The sequence below is a fragment of the Mongoliimonas terrestris genome (assembly GCF_001927285.1).
In the GTDB taxonomy this organism is placed as follows: domain Bacteria; phylum Pseudomonadota; class Alphaproteobacteria; order Rhizobiales; family Pleomorphomonadaceae; genus Chthonobacter; species Chthonobacter terrestris.
In genome coordinates, this window is the sequence record NZ_MSIG01000013.1 from 73,366 (window position 1) to 91,443 (window position 18,078).

Annotated in this window: 12 protein-coding genes; 1 reads left to right on the forward strand and 11 read right to left on the reverse strand. The window is 71.7% G+C overall.

What is annotated here, in order from left to right:
- Nucleotides 1-49 precede the first annotated feature (49 nt).
- The 9 genes from BUQ68_RS17410 to BUQ68_RS17450 all read right to left on the reverse strand — a co-directional run bounded on the left by BUQ68_RS17410 (nucleotide 50) and on the right by BUQ68_RS17450 (nucleotide 13,076).
- Nucleotides 50-1,369, reverse strand: coding sequence for a glycosyltransferase family 4 protein (locus BUQ68_RS17410; RefSeq protein WP_075217331.1), 1,320 nt, complete (start codon nucleotides 1,367-1,369; stop codon nucleotides 50-52).
- Nucleotides 1,369-3,552 carry a hypothetical protein gene (locus tag BUQ68_RS17415; RefSeq protein WP_075217281.1) on the reverse strand — a complete coding sequence of 728 codons (2,184 nt, stop codon included), beginning with the start codon at nucleotides 3,550-3,552 and terminating at the stop codon, nucleotides 1,369-1,371. The genes BUQ68_RS17410 and BUQ68_RS17415 overlap by 1 nt, the downstream gene beginning before the upstream one ends.
- Nucleotides 3,553-3,578: 26 nt before the next feature.
- Entirely contained in the window at nucleotides 3,579-4,388 is an 810-nt protein-coding gene (locus BUQ68_RS17420) for a hypothetical protein (protein ID WP_075217282.1), read from the reverse strand.
- Complete coding sequence (locus tag BUQ68_RS17425) at nucleotides 4,388-5,647, reverse strand: glycosyltransferase family 4 protein (RefSeq protein WP_095407364.1); 1,260 nt, start codon at nucleotides 5,645-5,647, stop codon at nucleotides 4,388-4,390. The genes BUQ68_RS17420 and BUQ68_RS17425 overlap by 1 nt, the downstream gene beginning before the upstream one ends.
- On the reverse strand, nucleotides 5,644-6,477 hold the full coding sequence (locus BUQ68_RS17430) for a class I SAM-dependent methyltransferase (protein ID WP_075217284.1): 834 nt from the start codon (nucleotides 6,475-6,477) through the stop codon (nucleotides 5,644-5,646). The genes BUQ68_RS17425 and BUQ68_RS17430 overlap by 4 nt, the downstream gene beginning before the upstream one ends.
- Nucleotides 6,474-8,681 (reverse strand): glycosyltransferase family 2 protein, encoded by a 2,208-nt coding sequence (locus BUQ68_RS17435; protein WP_075217285.1) that lies wholly within the window; start codon nucleotides 8,679-8,681, stop codon nucleotides 6,474-6,476. The genes BUQ68_RS17430 and BUQ68_RS17435 overlap by 4 nt, the downstream gene beginning before the upstream one ends.
- A 69-nt stretch (nucleotides 8,682-8,750) precedes the next feature.
- Nucleotides 8,751-9,410 (reverse strand): calcium-binding protein, encoded by a 660-nt coding sequence (locus BUQ68_RS24575; RefSeq protein ID WP_075217286.1) that lies wholly within the window; start codon nucleotides 9,408-9,410, stop codon nucleotides 8,751-8,753.
- Between the two features lie 579 nt (nucleotides 9,411-9,989).
- Nucleotides 9,990-11,339 (reverse strand): HlyD family type I secretion periplasmic adaptor subunit, encoded by a 1,350-nt coding sequence (locus tag BUQ68_RS17445; protein WP_075217287.1) that lies wholly within the window; start codon nucleotides 11,337-11,339, stop codon nucleotides 9,990-9,992.
- Between the two features lie 6 nt (nucleotides 11,340-11,345).
- Nucleotides 11,346-13,076 (reverse strand): type I secretion system permease/ATPase, encoded by a 1,731-nt coding sequence (locus BUQ68_RS17450; protein WP_075217288.1) that lies wholly within the window; start codon nucleotides 13,074-13,076, stop codon nucleotides 11,346-11,348.
- A 278-nt stretch (nucleotides 13,077-13,354) separates the two neighbouring features.
- On the opposite strand from BUQ68_RS17450, the gene BUQ68_RS17455 reads away from it, so the two are divergent.
- The gene (locus BUQ68_RS17455; RefSeq protein ID WP_075217289.1) at nucleotides 13,355-14,590 is read left to right on the forward strand and encodes a glycosyltransferase; all 1,236 of its coding nucleotides are present in this window, start codon (nucleotides 13,355-13,357) and stop codon (nucleotides 14,588-14,590) included.
- Nucleotides 14,591-14,620: 30 nt separating this feature from the next.
- On the opposite strand, the gene BUQ68_RS17460 is transcribed toward BUQ68_RS17455, so the two are convergent.
- Together BUQ68_RS17460 and BUQ68_RS17465 are read right to left on the reverse strand one after the other, a co-directional pair.
- Nucleotides 14,621-15,583 carry an ABC transporter substrate-binding protein gene (locus tag BUQ68_RS17460; RefSeq protein ID WP_075217290.1) on the reverse strand — a complete coding sequence of 321 codons (963 nt, stop codon included), beginning with the start codon at nucleotides 15,581-15,583 and terminating at the stop codon, nucleotides 14,621-14,623.
- 17 nt (nucleotides 15,584-15,600) lie between these two features.
- Entirely contained in the window at nucleotides 15,601-17,511 is a 1,911-nt protein-coding gene (locus BUQ68_RS17465; RefSeq protein ID WP_075217291.1) for a putative bifunctional diguanylate cyclase/phosphodiesterase, read from the reverse strand.
- Between the last annotated feature and the right edge of the window lie 567 nt (nucleotides 17,512-18,078).

Here is an 18,078-nt window from a genome sequence, read left to right on the forward strand (position 1 = left end):
CCTTCGCGCCGCCCCTCCCCGGTTCAGCACGATGGCGATCCGGCCCGGCTCAGACCGCGTCGGCGAGCGGGTGCGCCGTGGCGGCGAGCGCGTCGCCGGCGCGCCTTGCGATGACGGAGCGGTAGAGCTCCAGGTGCCGGGCGGCCGCCTCCTCGAGAGGCACGGGCGGGCGGATGTTGGCCGCAAGGCGCGGCCAGAGGCCGTCCGTCGACAGGGCGCGGACGAGGGCGTCGGCAAGCGCCGCCGGATCGCGCGGGCGGACCAGGAGGCCGTCGACGCCGTCACGCACCCGCTCGGCCATGCCGCCGATGCCGCTGGCGATCACCGGCCGGCCATGGAGGAAGGCCTCTTCGATGACGAGCGGGGCGTTCTCCCACCAGATGGACGGGACCACCACCCAGTCGACTGTGGCCATCAGGCCCGGCAGGTCGGCGTTGGCGTAGGCGCCGTGGAGGCGGACGCGCGGCCCGGCGGCGGCAAGCAGCGCCTGGACCTTCGCCTGGAAGGCAGGCGGATGCTTTTCCAGGTGGCAGCCGGCGACCAGCAGTTCGGCGCCGGCCGGCCAGTCGGCATCCGGAATGCGGGCCACCGCGTCGAGGAGGACGTCGACGCCCTTGTAGGGGTTGATCTGGCCGAAAAAGCCGAAGCGCACCGGCCGCGTCGCCCCGGTGGCGACGCCCTCCCGTGCGGGCGCCGTCGGCCCGGCGCTGAGGCCGTTGGGGAGCACGCTGAACCGGTCGGCGGCAAAGCCGTGGGCGAGGAAGCGGTCGGCGAGGAAGCGGCTGGGGGCGAGCAAGTGGTCGGCGGTGCCGAGCGTGGCGCCGACCAGGGCGGCGCGAAGGGCGAAGCGGCCGGCGGGGATGGACGGAAAGCAGCCGTGGCAGGCGGCGGGCGTTGCGGTGTCGCAAAGATCCAGGCTGGCGGCCTTCACCATCTGGCCCTGCTGGTGGCAGAGGGCGACGTACTCGTGGAGGGTCACCACCAGGGCGGCGTCCGGCAGGGCACGGCGAAGCCGAGGCACCAGGTCGATGCCGAAGCCGAGGCCGTGGTGGAGGTGGACCACGTCCGGCCGGAACGCCGCGAGCACGGGGAGGAGATCGTCCTCCACCGGGTCGCGATCGGTAGCGGTGAGAAAGAGGCCGTCGAGCGGGCCGGGGTGGAAGACGACGTCGCCCGGATCGTCGGCAAGGCCGGAGAGCGCGGACCCGGCGTGCGGACCCGGTCCCGGCGCGCAGCCGACGAAGAGGCTCTCCACGCGGGGAAGGGTCCGCAGCGCCCGGGCGAGGCCATGGGAGGCGATCTCCGCGCCGCCGGGGGAGAGACGCGGATGGCCGTGCGAGAGGACGGCGACGCGAAGTGATCCGGGCATCAGGCGGCGCGCTCCGGCCGGCATTCGGTGGCGCCGGCGGTCCGCCGCGCGAGAAGACGGTCGGCAAGCCGGGCGATGCGCGGCACCGCCTCCGGCGGGTCCGCGGCGAGGAGCACCGCGTCGGGCAGCCAGAGGCCGCGAAGGCCGAGCGCCATCAGGCGACGGCCGAGATCCTCGCCGCGGGCGGCCGGCCCGGTGAACGGTCCCCGGAAGCCGCCGGCCCTGACGAAGGCCGCGCGCGGCAGCACGCAGGCCTCCGCCGACACCCGCGGGACGGCGACGCGGCCCTGCCGGCCGGCCGGTTCGGGCGGGCGGCCCGGGCGGCCGGCGCCGGCGGCGCGGAGCGTGCCGTCCGCATGGAGAAGCGTCGGCGCGACGACGCAGTCCGGCCCGCCGGCGCGGGCGGCGCGGAAGAGGCGGGCGAGCGCGTCGGCGTCCGGCACCACATGGTCGGGGAGGAGCGCGATCCAGTCGGCCTGAAGCGCCGGCACGGCGGCGTCGAGGCAGTCGAGGGCGTCGGCGGCGTCGGCGCAGAAGGCAAGCCGCACCGGGCAGCCGGCGTAGGCGGCCGCGCGGGCGATCTCCGGCTCCAGGGCGGCGAGCGGGCGGGACGGGGCCGCCACCACGACGGCCGGCCGGTCGCGGCCGGTGCCGGCGGCAAGAAGCGCCAGGCGCGCGGGAAGGTCGGCGAGATCCGGGCCGCAGCCGAGGACGATGACGGAGCGGGCGGCGGCGTCGAAGCCGAGGTCTCGGGTCGATTGCAGGCGCGGCGCGGCCGTGCCGGCAAGCGCGCGGGCGAGACCCTCAAGCGCCGGCAGCAGGTGACGTTCCACGGCGCCGGCGGCGACCGCCGGAATGGGGCAGGCGACATCAAGGAGGGCGAAGAGATCGGCCCGGGTGCCGGCCTCCACGGCGACCGGCCGGTGGACGGCCTCGCCGTCGGCCAAGCGGAGGGTGAGGCGAAGGTCGGGCGCGGGGCCGAGGCCCGGTGCGTGGACGAGGAAGCCCGCGAACGGGTCCGGCTCGCGGCGGCCGGCGATGGCCGGATCGGCGGCCAGACCCTCCGGCACGTCCGGCCGGGCGATGCGGGTCCAGCGGTCGTCGAGACGCACGGCGGTGCCGCCGCCCGCCGCCTCCACGGCGGCGACGCGCGCCTCAGGATCGAACAGCCAGCCGGCGAGCATCACGCCGCCGCCCGGCACGTGCACCGCCCGGTCGAGGCCGAGGCGGACGGGGGCGGCAAGGCCGGCGAGCGTGTCGGCGCCGGTGAACCGGCAGGCGGCTTCGGCGATCTGCCGGCGGACGGGTTCGGGCGCGGCCGGCAGGACGGAGGCGGGCGGACGGAGGGCGGCGAGGTGGCCGGGACAGGCGTCCGGCGGCACCAGGCGGCGGTCGGCGTAGAGGTCGAGGGCGGACCAGCCGGCGGCGGTCTCCACCAGAACGCCGGTGACGGCTTCGGCCGGCGGCAGGACGGCGGCGGGGTCGGACGGCGCCACCACGCCCGCGAAGGCGCGCCGGCCATCGCCGAGGTCCGGGCGGGGAAAGCGGAGCGCGGCGAGGTGGCCGCGCGCGGGCTCGGGCCCGAGCACCAGGACGGGCCCGGCGTCGGCCGGCAGGTCGCCGGCCCAGCCGGACACCAGGAGGTCACCTTCGGCAAAGCGGCCGACGGCCTCGACAAGGCCGGACGGGCGGGCGGCGGCGTGGGCGAGGACGGCGGCGAGGCGGGTGCGCTCCGCCGTCGCCTCCAGGGTGAGGAGTGCGCTCGCGAGCGCGCCGGCCACCGCCAGGAAAGCCGGGCCGGCGGCAGCGGCGGCAAGCTTCAGCACCGCTTCGACGGCGACCGCCTTCGGCTGTACCGGGTGGAGCACCGGGGTGATGTCGGACGGGACGGGTTCGCCCGCATGGGGCGGAACGGCGTTCGGCGTTGGCGGAGGAACGGCGACGGCGGTGAGGCCGCCGCGAAGGCCGCGTGGCACCGGGATGAGGAGAAGTGCGCCGGGTCCGGCCTCGCCGGTCCAGCCGGCGACGATCGCCGTCGCGGCCGGGCCGTCGACGCCGCCGAGGCGGACGGGCACGCGGCCGGCGGGGACGGCGGCGCGGCCGATCGCCAGCACGAGGCGGCGGTCCACGAGGGCGGCCACCAGACGCCGGGCGATCTCGCTCTCGGTCGGGTCGGAGGGCATGGGCGGCGCCTCGGGCGAAATGAGGGTCAGAGGGCGGCGAGCGCCAGGACGGCGCCGGCCACCACGCCGGCGAGGGTGGCGGCGACGAGGAGCAGCGGCCGGGCGTGGTGGTTGCCGCTCGCCTGGAGGGCGAGGATGCGCTGGTCGAAGCTGGCGAGCGTGCCGTCGAAGCGGACGAGGAAGACCTCGATGTCGCCGATGCGCTCGGCGATCTCCCGCTGCATGGTCTCAACGCCGCGCACCGCCGCTTCGAGGGCCCCGCCTTCGGCCGCGATGGCGTCCACCCGCTCGGTCATGCGGCCGATGGCGAGCGCCGCGTCGCGCTGGGCGAGCTGCAGCTGGCGCTGGGCGCCGACGACCGCATCCACCTTTTCGAAGAGACGGTTCACCGGCGCCGCGATGGCGGCCTCCGCGGCCCGTTCGGCCGGGCGCGGCAGGGCGAGGACGAGCGGCGGGCCGTCGCCGTTGCGGGCGGTGACGCGGAGCGCGTCGAGCCGGTCGAGCGCCTCGGGCGGCAGGTCCACGTCGAACGCATGGCCGCCGTCGCCGACGCCGTTGCGGCGAAGGTCCACGCGCGGCCGGTCGGCGGTCACGGTGGCGAGCACACGCTCGCCGAGCGCCACCGTAATGGTCAGGCGGGCGGTCGGGGTGTCCGGGTCGAACGCCCAGCCGAACAGGCGCGCGCCCTCCAGGGCGTCGAGCCGACCCTGCAGACGGCTGGCGACGGCGGGGACGGACCGGCCGGCGTCGTTGGCGGCCGTCGCCTCGGGCGCGGTCGCGGGCGGCGGCGGGGCGGCCGATGTGGACGGGGCGGCGGGGGTCTCGACGGCGCTCATCAGGCGACTTCCTCGATCAGGCCGGCCCGGTCGAAGAGGGCCAGGTGTTCGGCGGCGCAGGCTTCCATGGTGCGGGCCGGCGGGATGGCGGCGGCGAGGCTGCGCTGCAGGCTGCGGTCCTCGGCGGCCCGGCGCATGACGCGGGCAAGGTCCGACGGGTCGTTGGCAGCGGCGTGAAGGCCGGTGACGCCGTCGTCCACCATTTCGGCCATGCCGCCGATGCCACTGGTGATCACCGGTCGGCGGTGCTGGAAGGCCTCCTGGATGACGAGCGGCGCGTTCTCCCACCAGATGGAGGGCACAACCACCCAGTCGACGGCGGTCATCAGCGCCGGCACCTGGTCGGGGGTGTAGGCGCCGAGGCGGACGAGGTCCGGGCCGAGAAGGGCGGCAAGCCGGTCGATCTCCGCCTTGAAGACGTCGGTCTGGAAGGGCATGCCACCGTGGAGGCGCAGTTCGAACGGCACGCCCTGCTCGCGCAGGCGCTCGGCCGCCTTGAGGAGGACCGGCACGCCCTTCCAGCGGCTGAGGTTGCCGAAATAGCCGAAGGTGACCGGCGCGTTGGCTGGCACCAGCCGGGTCGGCGCCGGGGTGACGGGCGGGCGGGCGTTGGCGATCACATCGATGCGGTCGGCGGGCAGGCCCCAGTCGATATAGCGCCGACGCAGGAAGGCGCTCGGCGCCACGAAACGATCGACGGCGCGCAGGAGCGTCTTCAGGTGACGCTCGCGGAGCAGGAACTTGTCGGCGGTGATCTCCGGGAAGCAGGCGTGGCATCGGCTCGGCGTCGCCCGATCGCAGCGCTCCTCGCCGGTGGTGCGGACCATCAGGCCATCCCGGTGGCAGATCGGATAGTAGTCGTGGAGGGTGAGGACGATGCGCGCCTCCGGCAGCACCCGGCGCACCACGAAGGGAAACTCGGCGCCGACCAGCAGCAGATGGTGCAGGTGCACCACGTCCGGCCGATAGTCCTCCAGGAGGCGGATCAGGTCCTGGACCACGCCGTAGCTGTCCACCTGGGAAAGATTCAGCCGGTCGAAGTGGCCGGCCCACAGCACCACCTCGTCGCCGGACGGGCCGACCGCCTGGAAGCTGGTGCCGGGACGCTGCTCGCGGTGCACCGTGTTGGTGGCGGCCAGGAAAAGCGCCTCCGCGCCCGCGGCCTTGTAGGCCATGAAGAGGTCGCGGGCGAAGATCTCGGTGCCGCCCGGATGGAAGTCCGGGTGGTTGTGGGCGACGACGAGGATGCGGGTCATCAGGCGGCGGTCCCGGGCTTTTCGGCGAGGAGGATGTCCTGGTAGTGGGCGGCCTCGATGCCGCGCCAGCGACCGAGGCGAGTGCGGACGGCGACGAGGCCGGCGTCCTGCAGCACGCCCTCGACGAAGCCCTCGTCGAAGGCAACGGCGCCGAAGGGCGCGGCCGGGTCGGCGTGCCAGTCGGGGCCGGCGGCGGTGCGCTGGAAGGCGCAGCGGGGATCGCGGCCCTCGCCGGCGCGGGCGATGTCGTCCATCACGAAGGCGGTGAGGAAGAGCCGGCCGCCGGGCGCGAGCACGCGGGCGATCTCGGCCGCATAGGCCTTCACCTCGTCGGGCGGCAGGTGGGTGGCGACGGAGGTGAGGAAGCAGAAGTCGAAGCGCCGGTCCGGGAAGGGCAGCGCCATCTCGGCGCCCTTCAGCCGACCCTTCGGGTTGTAGATCGGGTGGGCGACGTCGAGGCGGGCGAAGCGGAAGTTCGGGTAGAAGGGCGTGATCACCTCGGCGCACCAGGCGACGCCCTCGGCCACCGGGTCGAGCCCGTCGTAGCTCGCCTCCTCGTCGAGAAACTGGGTGAGCGGCATGGCCATGCGGCCGATGCCGGAGCCGATGTCGAGCACCCGGTCGGACGGCTTCAGACCGCCGAGGCGGACGAAATGCTTCAGGAATTCCGTGCCGATCGCCCGGTAGTCGCCGTCGCCGACGAACACGCTCTCCGGATCCGGCTCCGGCAGGAAGCGGTTGCGGCGGATGCTATCGGCGAGAATGTCGAGACGAGCCTCCTCGCGCACGGACACGTCGCCGCGCAGGAGGGCCGAAAGAGCCGCCATGGTCATGCCGCCACCTCTTCAACGCTGGGTCGGGTCCCGGTCGGGACCATCAGGGCCTGCATGGTGTCGCCCCAGCGACAGGCATGCAGCCAGGAATTGTACTGGGACGTGACGCCCCGCATGTAGTCGGTGCTCGCCTTGATGGACCGCCGCTCCAGGTGGTAGAGCTCGGCCGCCGGCACGTAGCGGATGGCCTGGCCTTCGGCGCGCATCTTCAGGCAGAGGTCGCTGTCCTCGTAATCGCCGATCACATAGTCCTCCGTGAAGCCGCCGACGCGCTCGAAGAGGGCGCGGGTGGTGACCACGCAGGCGCCGGTGATGGCCGGCACGTCGCGCTCCGCGTCGGCCGGCGCGTAGTGGCGCGGCATGCCCTTGTGGAAGTGGTGGTTGTGCCAGCGGCCGCGGTGGTCGCGGGCGAAATACATGCCAGCGTGCTGGATGCTGTCGTCCTCGAAGAGGAGCTTCGGCCCGACCGCGCCGACGCCGCTGCGGCCGAGCCGCTGGGCCAGCATGCCGAGCCAGCCGGGCTCGATCGGGATCACGTCGGAGTTGAGGAGCGCCAGGAGGGCGCCGCGCGCGACTGCGGCGCCGCGATTGCAGGCGGGCGCGTAGCCGCCGTTGCGGGGCATCACCACCAGCGTCAGCGGCAGACCGTAGACGAGGTGGAGGCCGGTGAGGAGATGATCCACCTCCTCGGCCTGCTCGGGGCTGTCGAGCACGTAGATGATCTCCGCCTTGGCGGCGATCTGCGGGTCGGAGGCGAAGGCCGCGACCTGGAACTTGAGGAAGTCCATGACCTTGTAGAGCGGGATCACCAGCGAGGCGAGGGGCCGCTCCACCGGGGTGCCGATGCGCCGGACCGTGGGCGTGCCGATGTCCGCCACGAGGCGGCGCTGCAGGTCCCCGAGGACCGGGGCGAGGCAGCCGGCGAGCACCTGGTCGTCGAGGGCTTGCGGCGGCACGGCGCGGAGCGCCAGGGCGCGCGCCTCGCCGACGTCGACCGGCTGCGGCTCCGGCACCAGCAGGTGACGGGCGCCGGACTTCAGCTCCAGGAGAAAGCGCGGCTGGAGAAGCGGCGCGCGGGCGCCCGGCACGAAGGCCGTGAAGCCGGTGGCGGGCTGGCGGTCGCCGGCGGCGGTCTCCATGAAGCCCGGATAGGTGTGGAGGGTGTCGTCGAGCGGGCGCGGGGTCTCGCCGGCGTCGAGCAGGTAGAGCCGCGACACAAAGCGGCCCGGATCGCGGAACCAGCCGGAGGCGAGCAGCCCGGCCGACGACGAAACGGCGAGTTCCACCTGGGCGGCCGGCAGGCCCTGGCCGCCGACCACGCGGCGCGGCTCGATCGGGCAGCGGAGCTGGAACTCCACGGCCGCGGCCCGGGCGGGGGCGGAGCGCCGGTCGAGGGCGGCGATGATCCATTCGCGAAGGCCGGGGTCGCGGTCCGGCCGGTTGCGCCACCAGGTCTCCAGGGCGGCATCGCGATCACCGCGCACCAGGCGGCGCACGAGAAGGCCCTGGTCGGCCCGGAGCACCAGCCATTCGTCGCCGCCGGGCGCATCCGGCAGGTCGACGAGAAGTCGATGGGTGCGGCGGCCCTCGACCGCGCGGCGGTCGACGGTGATGTCGGCCTTCAGCGCTTGGACGCCGGCGGCGGAGACCAGATGGCAGGCCTTCAGCTTTTCGATCGGCGCGGAGGCGGCGACCTCGACGAGGGCCATGCCGCCGGTGCGGGCGACCACCGGGGCGTTGGCCCGCTCGCCAGCGAGCGTGCGGGCGAGGCGCGCGGCAAAGGCCGCGTAGCTGCGGCTCGTCTTCAGGCGGAAGAGGCTCGGCCAGCTGTCCAGGAGGGCTGCGGCCAGCGACAGGCGGGCGGGCGGCGCGAGGTCGCGGAAGAGCGCGACGGGATCGACGACGCGGCTCTCGGCGCGCACCGCCTGCACCTCCACCCGGGCGCCGGCCATGCCGGTGCGCACGATCAGCGAGGCTTGCGCCTCGGCCGGGCGCGGCAGCGCCACCACCACGCGGACGCGGCCGTCGGCGAGCGGCAGGCGCACGGAGGCGGACCGGCCGATCGGCTCGCCGAAGCTGCCTTCGACAGCCGTCGACTCTTCCGGCTGTGCCGGCAGGGTCCAGACGACGAGCGCCACTTCGGCGCAGAGGAGACCCAGCACGGGCTGGTCGGTTTCGGCTGCGATCAGGTCCCTGTCGGCCATGAACTCTCCCCGTCAGGCATGCGGCTGGGTGGCGCTCCCTCGTGAGGGAGACGCCCGTTCGGTTCAGCGTCAGGAGACGATGAAGTAGGCGCTCGGATTGCTCTGCACGTCGTCCACGTCGACGTTCTTGAGAACGATGCTGTCGCCGTTGCCGAGATCGATCACGGTGCTGCCGTTGACGCCGACGGCGCGAGCCGCGATGTCGTCGGCCGACGCGATGCCGGTGCCGTTGATGTCGCTGTCGATCTGCAGCAGGTCGTCACCGACGGTGAAGTCGATGATGACGTCGTTGCCGCCGCCGCCGGAGAAGACGAACACGTCCTGGCCGGCGCCGCCGGAGACGATGTCATTGCCGGCACCGCCGTCGATGATGTCGTTGCCGAGGCCGCCCTGCAGGATGTCGGCGCCATTTCCGCCATAGAGCAGGTCGTTGCCGGTACCACCGGTGAGCGTGTCCTTGCCGTCGCCGCCAGCCAGGAAATCGTCGCCGGCGCCACCCATCAGGGTGTCGTCGCCGCCGTCACCCGACAGGAAGTCGCTTCCGTCGCCGCCGCTGAGAACGTCGTTTCCGTCCTCACCGAACAGCATGTCGTCTCCGGCATTGCCGAAAAGGGCGTCCGCCCCTTCGCCACCGAACACGATGTCCGATCCAGCACGCGCGAAGATCGCGTCCGTGAACTGGGACCCGAGGAGGGTGTCGTCAAAGGCACCGCCTTCGAGAGTTGCCATGTCATGCTCCTTTGTTGCGCTGACCAGCGTCTCACTGGTCTCTCGGGCGTTCGTCCCTTATCCGGCGGTTTTGATCACCGCTCTTGTTCGCGATAATAGGAACCCGAAAGTAACAAGCAACAAAAATCATTCTCGATAGAATATATGATAGATATTGATAAAGATGATTGGAACAAGAGATGTGTTTTAATTGCTTTTGCGTGTGGGTATTAGGGGTTTGTTTACCAGAAAATTAGGCGGCACTGTAACAGTTATGGATGCACTGAGCGCGGAGGCGGGCCACAACGGCGCGGGTAAGGCGCAGTCGGTTGGATCCCGGCGTGCGACGGGATGACGGCCGAGGGTGGGGTGAGGTCGTGCGGCGGGACCGGGCGTGGTTGGCCAGCGGCGGGGCGGGTGCCCGGCGGCGGGCGGTCGGTGGTGCGAGGCCGGAGTCGCATCCTCGCCCATCGTCATGGTTCGGTTCAGCCGGACCAGCCACGCATTCCAATACATCGCCCCGTGACGCATGCGTGGGTGATCCGCCTCAAGCGGGCCATGACGATCGAGGTGGCGGGTTTCTGCCGCAGGCGCTTGTCTTCACTCTTCCTTGAAGGCCTTGCCGAGGCTTTCGGTGAGGGGAGAGAGAAGGTAGTCGATGGCCTTGCGGGAGGAGTTGCGGATGGTGAGTTCGGCCGGCATGCCCGGATAGAGGGTGACCTTGGGCAGGGCCGCGAGGGCGTCCTCGGAGATTTCCGCGCGCACCACGTAGTAGGACGACCGGCTCGCCTCGTCGACCGTGCGGTCGGCGGCCACGAAGGTGAGCGTGCCGTCGACGGGCGGCACCTTGGTGTAGGCGTAGCTGGTCAGCCGCACCTGCACGGCCTGTCCGGGCTTCACCATGTCGATGTCGCGCGGGTCGACCATGGCCTCCACCATCATCTTCTCGTTTTCCGGCACGATGTCGAGGATGGGCTGGCCCGGGGCCACCACGCTGCCGACCGTGCGCATCTGGATGTCCGCCACCACGCCGTCCTGGGGGGCGCGCACCTGCACGCGGCCGAGCACGTCGCTCGCCTGTTCGATCTTGTCGCGGAAGGCCTGGAGCTGGAGCCGGTTGTCCTGGAGCTCGCGGGCGACCTCGCTCTGCCATTCGGTCTCGATGCCGATGATCTCCAGTTCGGCGCCGGCCTTCGCCTGTTCGGCGCGGGCCCGGTTGGCGTCGTACTCGCCGGCGTCGCCGACGACGGCGCTCGCCCGGGTCTCCAGTTCGGAGAGCTGGCTGCGGGTGGCAAAACCCTTGTCGACGAGCGAGCGGATGGAGCCGATCTGCTCCTCGAACAAAGCCTGCTGGCGCCGTGCCGCCGCGCTGCGGGCGGCGGCCGCCTCGGCCTCGGCGGAGAACTCGTCGATGCGCTTGCGCTGCACGTCGATCCGCCCCTCCTTGCTCTCGCGGCGGCGCTCGAACAGCCGGCGCTCGGTCTCCATGACGTCGGCGGTGAACGGATCGGTGGCGGAACGAAGAGCGGGCGGGAAGTCGATGACGGGCGCGTCGCGCTGCTCGGCGCGCAGCCGCGCCACCCGGGCCTCCAGGGCGATCATCTGGGCGGTGAGCTGGCTGAGCTCGGTGCGCGGGCGGGTGTCGTCGAGAAGCACCAGCGGCTGGCCGGCCTTTACCACGTCGCCCTCCTTGACGAGAAGCTCGTGCAGGATGCCACCTTCCAGGTGGCTGACGGTCTTGCGCTTGGTGTCGACGATCACGGTGCCGCCGGCGAGCGACGCGCTGTCGAGGCTGGCGCCGAAGCCCCAGGCGAGGAAGCCGCCGAAGGCGATTCCGATGACGAGCGAGCCGGCGAGGATCGGGCCGCGCAGGGACGGCAGCGGGTCGACCGGGTCCGGGCGCAGGGTGAAGACGTCCGCCGCGGCGGCCGGAAGGGTGCTGGCGCTCATGGCGGATCAGGCCTCCTTGAGGGCGGGGACGGCGGCGGCCGGGCGCAGGGGCTGCACCTTGCCGTCCCGGTCGACGGCGCCGGCGATGGCGGCGCGCGGGCCGAACTGCCAGCGCTGGCCCTTGTCGAGCACCAGGAGCGTGTCGGCCGCCTGCATAATGGACGGGCGGTGGGCGATCATCACCACGATGGAGCCGAGCGCCTTCATCTCGGTGATCGCGCGGATCAGCGCCGCCTCGCCCTCGGCGTCCAGATTGGCGTTCGGCTCGTCGAGGACGATCAGGCGCGGGTCGCCGTAGAGCGCGCGGGCGAGCGCGATGCGCTGCTTCTGGCCGCCGGAAAGGGTGAGCCGGCCGTCGCCGACCGGCGTGTCGTAGCCGAGCGGCAGGCGGCCGATCATCTCGTGCACGCCGGCAAGCCGGGCGGCGCGGATGACGAGGGCCGGGTCCTCGTCGCGCATGCGGGCGATGTTCTCCCGGATGGTGCCGTCGAGGAGCGAGATGGACTGGGGCAGGTAGCCGACCGCCCGACCGAACGAGCCGCGCTCCCAGCCGTAGACGTTGTGGCCGCCGAGGAAGACTCCGCCGGAGGCAGGCTTCAGGGTGCCGACCAGCAGGCGGGCGAAGGTGGACTTGCCGGCCGCGGACGGGCCGATGACGCCGAGCACCTGGCCGGGCTCCAGGCGGAACTCCACGCCTTTGAGGAGGGCGACCGGGCTGCCGGGCACGCCGTAGACGAGGCCCTCCACCACGAGCGGCCCGTCGGGCAGCGGCAGCGGGGTGGTCTCGCGGACCGGACGCCAGGCCTCGATGGTCTCGCGGATGCGGCCCCAGGCGGCGTCGGCGGAGCGCCACTGGCGCCAGTTCTCGATCATGCTGTCGAACGGCTGCAGCACCCGGCCCATGATGATGCTGGCCGCCACCATGGTGCCGGGGGAGACGAGGCCCTCGATCACCAGGATGGCGCCGAGCGCGATGGTAGCGATCTGCATGCCGTAGCGCACGGATCGCGAAAGAGCCGACACCGCCTTCGAACGGCGCGTGCCGCTGTCAAGGAGCAGCATGGCGGCGCGCTGGGCCCGCTCCCAGCGGCGGGCGACGGCGGGCAGCATGCCCATGGCGTCGATCACCTCGGCCTGACGAAGGGCGCCGGCGATGCGGCCGGTGGCCTCCACCTGGGCCTCGTTGGCTTCCTTGAGGGTCTGCTTGGAGAGAAGATCCGCCACGATGCTGAGCGCCATCACGGCCACCGCCGACAGGAAGGCGACGAGGCCGTAGAGCGGGTGAAGGAGGGTGAGGACGCCCATGAAGATGGGCGACCAGATGGCCTCCATGGGCGCGCCCACCGCATTGCCGGTGATGAAGCCGCGCACCTCGGAAAGGTCGCGGAGCGCCTGGCTGGCCTTGCCGAGCCCGTCCTGCTGGGCGGCGCCGAGGGCGGCCTCCAGGGTCGGCAGGTTGAGCTGGCGGATCAGCCGGTTGCCGAGCACCAGGAAGGTGCTGGAGCGGATGTATTCCAGAAGGCCGTAGGTGACGAGCGCGCCCATGGCGAGCAGCGTCAGCATGGTGAGGGTGTCGTAGCTGCGGCTGTTGATCACCCGGTCGTGGGTCTGCAGCATGTAGAGCGGCACCGCCAGCTGCAGGATGTTGATGAAGGCGCTGAGAACGCCCGCCCACAGGAGCCCGCGCATGAACACGCGGCGCCCCTCGGTGATCGCCACGGCCGTGTCATTCGCCATCCGGATGCGCCTCGTTCTGTCTGTCCACGTGTCCAGCGCGACCAGTAGAACTGAATAGGATTTTCGCTAAATTGAGCAAAAAAGCTCTCTTAACCAGAGTACGCACTGAACAATTCATTTATGGACTAAGCAGACGGCATAGGCAATCATCTGTGACGAAACCAACGCGGCTGGTTTAAAGAAAGAATGCCTGTAAAATTTGAAAGAATACACTGCACGGGTGGACGCATCGCGGACGGTTGCGGGCTGACGTCCGCGGTTTTCGGGCTAATTCCGGCATGAGAGTGCTGTTCATCCATCGGTCGGGACCCGGCCAGTTCCTGCATCTGGCCCGCCACTTGGCAGACCGCGGCGACGGGGTGACGCTGCTCTGCGAGCGCGTGGACCGGCCGCTCGGCGACGTGCGGGTGCTGCTGCACGGGACCGAGGCGCCTGCCCGGGCGAGGACGGCGACGGGCGCGGCGGTGGACTATCACGTGCGGCTCGGCGAGCGGGTGGCCGTCGCCATCGACCGGATGGTGCGCAGGGAGGGACCGCCGGACGTGGTGGTGGGGCACGCGGGCTGGGGCAGCCTGCTCTTCGTCAAGGACGTGCTACCGGCGACCCCGGCGCTCGCCTATTGCGAATACTACTACCGGCCGAGCGGCGCCGACATGGGCTTCGACCCGGCCGACCCGGTGACGGCGGAGGATCGCCGGCGGCTGCGGGCGCGCAACCTCGCCCAGACCGCCACGCTCTCGGCTGTGGAAGCGGGATTGAGCCCGACCCGCTGGCAGCGCGACCTCTACCCGGCCGAATACCGCCCGAAGATCGGCCTCTGCCACGACGGGATCGATACCGACGTCTGCCGACCCGACCCGACCGCGCGCTTCACCCTGCCGGACGGGCGGGTGCTGGACCGCACGGCCCCGGTGGTGACCTTCGCGGCCCGCGACCTGGAGCCCTACCGGGGCTTTCCGCAGTTCATGCGGGCGGCGGCGAAGGTGGCGGCGCGCCATCCGGCGGCGACCTTCGTGGTGGCCGGCGGCGACGGGGTGAGCTATGGCCGCAAGGCGCCGGACGGCCGATCGTGGCGCGCGGTGATGCTGGAGGAGACGGGCATCGATCCGTCCCGCATCCACTTCGTCGGCACCCTCCCCCACGCGGACCTGATCCGCCTCTTCCAGGTGACGACCGCCCACGTCTACTTCACCTATCCGTTCGTGCTCTCCTGGTCGATGCTGGAGGCGATGGCGACGGGCGCGCTCGTGGTCGGTTCGGCGACGGCTCCGGTGGAGGAGTTTGTGGCGGACGGTCGGAACGGCCTGCTCGCCGGCTTCTTCGACCCGGACGCCCTCGCCGACCAGCTGATGGAGGTGCTCGCCCGGCCGGCGGCGTTCGACGGCCTAAGGGCCGAGGCGCGCCGGACGGTGCAGGCACGGGCCGATCTCGCCACCTCGCTCGCCCGGCTCACGGGCGGGATCGAGCGGCTGGCGGGGCGCCGCCCGCGCGGCTTTGCGGCGGCGGCGGAATGACGCCGGCTTTGGACCGGGCGGAAGGGTCGGTCAGGGCCGCTTCACGTGGAGGTCGCTGGCGATGACGATCCACTTGGGGAAGTCGCGGCGCCCCTTCAGATAAGCCTGCACCACGTCGAAGATCTCGCCGCCGATGTCGGCCTTGAGCTCCACGGTGGCATTGAGAATGCCGGCCTCGACGGCCTGGCGGGCCGGTTCGACCGCGTCGACCGACACCGTCAGGGGCCGTCGGCCCGGCTCCAGGCCGACGGCCGTCATGGCCTCGATGGCGCCGAACATCATGTCGTCGTTGTGGGCGAAAACCGCACAGAGCGGCGGGCCTTGGCCGCGATCCGCCAGCAGCCGCTCCATGGCGGCCCGGCCGCCCGCGCGGGTGAAGTTGCCGGCGGTCGCGCCGACCACCCGCATGTCCGGGAACTCGGCGATGATCGCCGCGAACCCACGCTTGCGTTCCACCGCCGCGGCGGAACCGGCCGTGCCCTCCAGTTCCAGGATGCTGCAGCGGCCGCGGCTTTCCTGGGCGAGCCAGGCGGCGGCGAGCTTGCCCTCCAGGTTGAAGTTGGCGGCGATGCGGGCGACGTAGAGGCTTGGGTCCGCGTCCACGGCGCGGTCGACGATGAAGACCGGAATGGCGGCGGTCTTGGCCTCCTCGAGCACGTCGGTCCAGCCGGAAAGCACCACGGGGGCGATCACGATGGCATCCACCCCCTGCCGGATGAAGTCGCGGACGGCGGCGACCTGCCGGCCCGGGTCGCCTTCGGCGTTGAAGAGCATGAGATCGATGGCCCGCGCCGCGGCCTCGTGCATGACGCTGGCGGTGAAAGTGCGGCGCCAATCGCTTTCGCTTCCCACCTGGGCGAAACCCACCGTCTGGGCGAGACCGGCGGACGGCGACCCGACCAGGGCCGCGAGGATTGCCAGGAGCGCGAGGATGGTCCGGACCGACCGGGCGCCAAGCGCGAGGATCAGGAGACGGCAGGCGGCGGTGGGCACGGCAATCCTCATGACGGTTAGGAAGGGTCGGCGGCAAGCCCCGCCATGAGCGCCTCCGGGCCGACGGGAAGCCCGAGGAGATAGCCCTGGCCTTCCCGGCATCCGGTCTGGCGCAACATGTCGAGTTGCTCGCGGGTTTCGATGCCCTCGGCGATGACACGCACCCCGAGGGCGCGCCCGAGCTCGATCATCGACCGCAGCACCGCCAGGGCGGTGGACGTGCTGGTGGCGCTCCGCACGAAGTCGCGGTCGATCTTGAGGGTGTCGAAGGTGAAACGGCTGAGATAGTTGAGGCTGGAATAGCCGGCGCCGAAGTCGTCGACGGCGATCCGCACCCCCAGCTCGCGCAACCGGCCGATGGTCGCGACGATGTCGGCCGTGTCCTTCAGGAAGAGGGACTCGGTGATCTCCAGCTCCAGACGGGAGGGAGCGAGCCCGGACTCCGCCAGTATGGCCCGGACCGTCTCCACGAAGCCTGGATCGCGGAACTGGACAGGCGACACGTTCACCGCGACCATCCGGGTGGACGGCCAGCCGACGGCCGCGTGGCAGGCCTGCCGGAGCACAAAGGCGCCGATGGCATCCATTAGGCCGAGCTGTTCGGCGACCGGAATGAAGACGGCCGGCGACACCAGACCGTGCCCGGGCCGGTTCCAGCGCAGCAGCGCCTCGGCGCCGACCACCCGGAAGGTGGCGATGTCGGCCTGGATCTGGAAGTTGAGGTAGAGATCGCCTCGGGCAAGGGCGAGCCGAAGGTCCGATTCCAGCCCTCGACGGGCGCGGACCGCCGCCTCCAGGCGATGCTCGAACAGGCAGGCGCGGCCGCGGCCGTTCGCCTTGGCCTGGTAGAGCGCCAGGTCCGCCCGTTTCAGCATCTCCGGCGCGCAGACCGGCTCGTCCTTCTCCCGAAGACACACGCCGATGCTCAGGCCGATGACGTCCCAGGAGCCGGACTGGCCGGGCTCGCGCGACGCCATGGCGCCGAGAAGGCGGGCGCAGATGTCCAGCATCTCGTCGGCCGACGACGCGTCGCGGATCACGATGGCGAACTCGTCGCCGCCGATCCGGGCGATCAGATCCTCGGCCCTGAGCGCGCGGCGGAGGCGCACCGCCACGGTGGCGATCAGTTCGTCGCCGCCGTCGTGGCCGAAGGTGTCGTTGACCTCCTTGAAGTTGTCGAGGTCGAGGAAGAGGACGGCGACCGAACCGCCCTTGCCGGCATCCGAGGCTCCGATCGCCGCCTGCAGGTGATGGAGGAGCGCCCGGCGGTTCGGCAACCCGGTCAGGGCGTCGTGTTCGGCCATGTAGCTCACCTGCTGGAGCGCGCGGGAAAGAAGCGCGATCGGCAGGCGGCGGAGCGAACAGTGGATGATGACGCCGAGAAGGATGGAGCCGATGCTGACGAGGAGGGTGTAGCGGATCACCTCCGCTTCGGATGCCGCAACCTCCACGCGGCCGAGACCGTTGCGAAGCGCGGCCGTGGCGGACAGCACGGGCCAGGCGAGCCGATGGTCGCCGCCTGCCTCGGCCACCGGATTGCCGGCGCTGCCGTAGAGCCGCCATTGAACAGCATGGAGACCGGGTCCGGCGGCTCCCTCCCCGTCTTCGAGGCCGGCGCGGACGAACCGCTCCGTGTCCGCCGGATCCACCGGCAGGTCGCTGGCGAGCGCGTTCCAAAGGTTGGGATCCTGGCGGGCCGCAAGGTTGATGTCGCTGGCCAGCCTGTGCGCCTGCACCTCGACCAGCCCGCGCAACCTTGAATCCGCCGCGTAATAGTAGGCGGCCGGAATCGTTGCGGCGACGATCAATGCGGATAATCCGACCAGCACGGAGACGATCTTGACGATCAGCTGGTCCTGCGGTGCCGACAGGGGCGCCGCCGGTGCATACCTGCGCTTGCTATCACCCGAGATCGGCACCTGGGTCATCCGACTGAGAGCTTTCCGGGTCGGCTCGCGCGGAGCATTCTTTCCGGAGTCTAGTCAGCAACCTGTTGAAAATTCGTATTTAGGACAAGGGAGAAAATGGCCAACCCGGCTGACGCCGATCGCCGCGCCGACGCTGCGGATTCAAGCGGTGCGGCGGTCGGCGCCGGATCGTGACGCCCCGACGGAACGGCCCGTTCCGGCACGGAGCGTCCATCGGGAAGCAGGAAGGCGGAAGAGCCTGGCTCAGGTCGCCGCGATAGCCACCGATGACCGGCGGCGACGACAGAGGAGCCGGCGGACGGAGGAGATGATGGTGTTCGTGGCGGGATTCGAACCCACGACCCCAGGATTCATACCACTTCGGCTTTCGCCGCCGCCCGCCCGTCGGCATCAGCCTGCGGAACCGGCGTTCGTGGTCTGGACTGTCCCTTCACCCTCGGTTCCGGAGAACCCTTAGGCACCGCCCGTCCAGTCTCTACACCTTCTTCGCACGGACCGGGATCCGCCGCGAAGCTTGGCTCGGGATCGGCACCGCCCGAGCAGGCGAAGCGTTCCCCGACTTTGAGC